This is a genomic window from Actinoplanes oryzae (assembly GCF_030757795.1).
Classification (GTDB): Bacteria; Actinomycetota; Actinomycetes; order Mycobacteriales; family Micromonosporaceae; genus Actinoplanes.
Genome location: NZ_JAUQWH010000325.1, coordinates 1 through 2,373, shown reverse-complemented (window position 1 = coordinate 2,373; position 2,373 = coordinate 1). Strand labels below are relative to the sequence as shown.

2 protein-coding genes, 1 tRNA gene and 1 pseudogene are annotated in these 2,373 nt (G+C 70.3%); 1 reads left to right on the top strand and 3 read right to left on the bottom strand.

Annotated features, from left to right (window positions below; translation table 11 throughout):
• The 3 genes from RBH18_RS43615 to RBH18_RS43605 form a co-directional block, all read right to left on the bottom strand.
• On the bottom strand, window positions 1-1,217 hold a 1,217-nt coding region (locus tag RBH18_RS43615; RefSeq protein ID WP_306216396.1), incomplete at its 3' end, for a hypothetical protein.
• A gap of 67 nt (window positions 1,218-1,284) precedes the next feature.
• Window positions 1,285-2,028, bottom strand: a complete 744-nt coding sequence (locus tag RBH18_RS43610) for a transcriptional regulator (protein ID WP_306216395.1) — start codon at window positions 2,026-2,028, stop codon at window positions 1,285-1,287.
• Window positions 2,029-2,076: 48 nt separating this feature from the next.
• Window positions 2,077-2,153: transfer RNA gene (locus RBH18_RS43605), tRNA-Leu, on the bottom strand.
• 127 nt (window positions 2,154-2,280) lie between these two features.
• On the opposite strand from RBH18_RS43605, the pseudogene RBH18_RS43600 reads away from it, so the two are divergent.
• Window positions 2,281-2,373 (top strand): annotated as a pseudogene (locus RBH18_RS43600) (response regulator); the annotation flags it as partial.

The following is a 2,373-nucleotide window of genomic DNA, read 5'->3' as shown; positions in this document are numbered from 1 at the left end:
GTCTCGTCCGCCCGCGGCGCGGTCATCGGCGCCCAGTCCACCGGCGCCGCCACCGCCCCGAGCCCGGCATCGCCGCGCCCCGAGTCCTCCCAGCCGCGCCCCGAGTCGTCCCGATCGGCGGCACCCCGCTCCGGCAGCTCCACACCCTCGGCCGTGTCCGGCACCCGCACCTGCGCCGCCCGTTCCGCCGCCTGCGCCGAGCCCCCCGGACCCGCCGACCCGGTCACCCCGCGCCGCGCCAGCATCGCGTCCAGATCCGCCGTGGTCCGCAGCACCTCGTCATGGAAGCTGCCCGCACCACCACCCCCGCCGACCGCCCGCGCCGACATCACCGGCCCGGTCCCCGCGCCGAAGGCCCCGCCATGCATTGCCGCACCGGCGTCGAACGCCCCGCCCTGCCCACCCGAGACGGAAGGCACTCCAGGCCCGGCGGCGCCCACCGCAGCCGCCGTGCCCGCGACCGGCGACGCCAAATCAGCCATCCCCGCCGCCGACGACCGTGGCACCGCGGCCCGATGCCGAGCCCCCAACGCTGGCGCCGGAGCCTCCTCGAAGTCCATCAGCCCCGCCGCATACCCGGCCACCCCGACCGCCCGCTCGGCCGGCAACTCCAGCAGCCGCTCGGCGCGCGCGGCGGCCGAAGCCTCCCGCAACCGCAGCGCCGCCACGAGATCCGCGATCCCGCGCAGCAACGCGGCACCGGCCAGGACCACCAGGACAATCTCCGCCGTACGCCCGAATGGCCCCGCCCCGTAGAACCCGACCCCGGCCTCCACCACGCCGAGCACCGCGTAGAGCCCCCAGATCCGGTCCGACTCCCGGCTCAGCATCCCGATCGCCAGGTCCGCCGCCCCGCGCACCATCAGGAACCACCCGACCAGCGCCCCCGGCGTCGCCCACGAACTGGTCCCGTCCGCGACGAGCAGCCCGCCCGTGGCGGCGAACACCACGGCCATCCCCGCGTTCAGACCCCACGTCCGCGTCAGCGCGAGCGCCCTGACCGCCTCGGTCAGCGCCCCGAACAGGATGACCGGCCCCGCCACCCGCGCCAGATCGGCCGGCTCCAGCCGCAGCACGCTCCACGACACAGCCAGCCAGGTCACGCCCGCGAACAACAGGAAGCCCCACAGGCCCTCCCGCACAACGGTCAAGGGCGACGAGCCGGACCACATCATGAATCCTCCCGCGGTGCTGCGCTGGTACTGCCATGACAACACCCACGACCACCGCAAACCGCCCTTTCCCGGAAAAACCCTCGCGTTCGCCCGACCTGTGCTGACCCGCTCACGCCTTCGGCCCCACCCACCGATCCAGCTCCGCCACCGCCTCCCGCCGCGCCACCGACAGCTGGACCGAACTGCACATCCGCCAGCGAACGCCGAGCCGATCAAGGGATTCCTGACAAAGTCGCATGATGTCGGCCGACTTGTTGGTGAACATGTAGCGCGAGTAGTGATACTCCTTCTCGTTGCGCACCACGCGGTTGTCGACCCGGCAGCCGTCCGAATGAAACAGGCCGCGCAGGAAATCTCCCGGAAATTCGTCCACCACGTCTTGCTGCCAGTGCACCAGGGCGATCAGGCGCTGGTGTTTCATGCCGGGTCCGTGCTGTGGCAGCAGGCACGGCCAGTGCTTCGAGTAGCTCTGCACCGAGGTGCACCCGATCTTGGGCACCCGCTGGACGCTGGTCGCGATCACCCGGCGCATGGCTTCCTCGCAGTTGTTGATCAGAACTGGCCAAGCGTTGTCGCACGCGATCCGTAGCACTGGAACCCGAGCCGAGGTCACCAGGTGCCCGTCTCCGAGGTAGAGCCCGAGCAAGTGCGAGTAGGCGGGTGCGTCATCGGGTGGCCGAGGAGGAATGTCGCACCGGGGACATCGGGAAGGAGCCGCGGCTCTTTCGGCGGCTCGGCCGACCAGGTCGCCGCTCAGCCATTGCTTCACCGTGCCGCGCGGCAGTTGCAGTTCACGTGAGACCGCGGAGATGGTCATGCCGGTGGCGTGGAGCTCGATGGCCCGGCGAATCAAGTGAGGAGGATGCACCCCGTCATTTTCGAACAGGGGTACGACATTCTCTGGTGTCCCCGGTGGGATTCGAACCCACACTGGATGGTGTTTGAGACCATTTCCTCTGCCGGTTGGGATACGGGGACCGGCTTCCGATCGTCGGGACCAAGGTCACGTCGATACGAGCAGGACACAGACTACCCACTACGCTGTCAGGGGTGACACCCGGATACCGGGGTGTCGACTTCATGGAGCGTTGGGGGTAGGGGTTTCGTGGCCGACACGCAGGCGAGTGCCGAGCGCAGGCGGGTTCTGATCGCCGAGGACGAGGCCCTGATCCGGCTCGACCTGGCCGAGATGCTCGTC